Annotated in this window: 1 protein-coding gene; it reads right to left on the bottom strand. The window is 47.7% G+C overall.

Annotated elements, in window-relative coordinates:
- Positions 1 to 75: 75 nt before the first annotated feature.
- Positions 76 to 264: DUF4266 domain-containing protein (locus AAEZ03_RS27710; protein WP_350583090.1), on the bottom strand; the 189-nt coding region annotated here is incomplete at its 5' end.

Genomic DNA, 264 nt, shown 5'->3' with positions numbered 1-264 from the left:
CTGCAGCGCTGACCTGTTGGCTCAATAAACTACAACTTGCTAACGCCAATGCACTGGCAATACTTTGCTTAGATGTTAGTTGCATCCACAACCTCCGCCCGCTAATGAACGACCACCACTGGTGCCTTCTTTACTAAAATAAATATGATCATCTAACGCGAGATCGAGCTTTTCGCTGTTTAAGGCCATGTCTGCACGGGCTAATTGATCTTTCTCCCAAGGTTGTACACCTAGGCTCGAACACCCTACCAGGCTACTCACGAC

Origin of the sequence: Pseudomonas sp. HY2-MNA-CIBAN-0224 (assembly GCF_040310285.1) — a bacterium.
GTDB lineage: Bacteria > Pseudomonadota > Gammaproteobacteria > Pseudomonadales > Pseudomonadaceae > Aquipseudomonas > Aquipseudomonas helleri.
The sequence above is the reverse complement of the archived record's forward strand: the minus strand, read 5'-3'. Positions and strand labels throughout refer to the sequence as shown.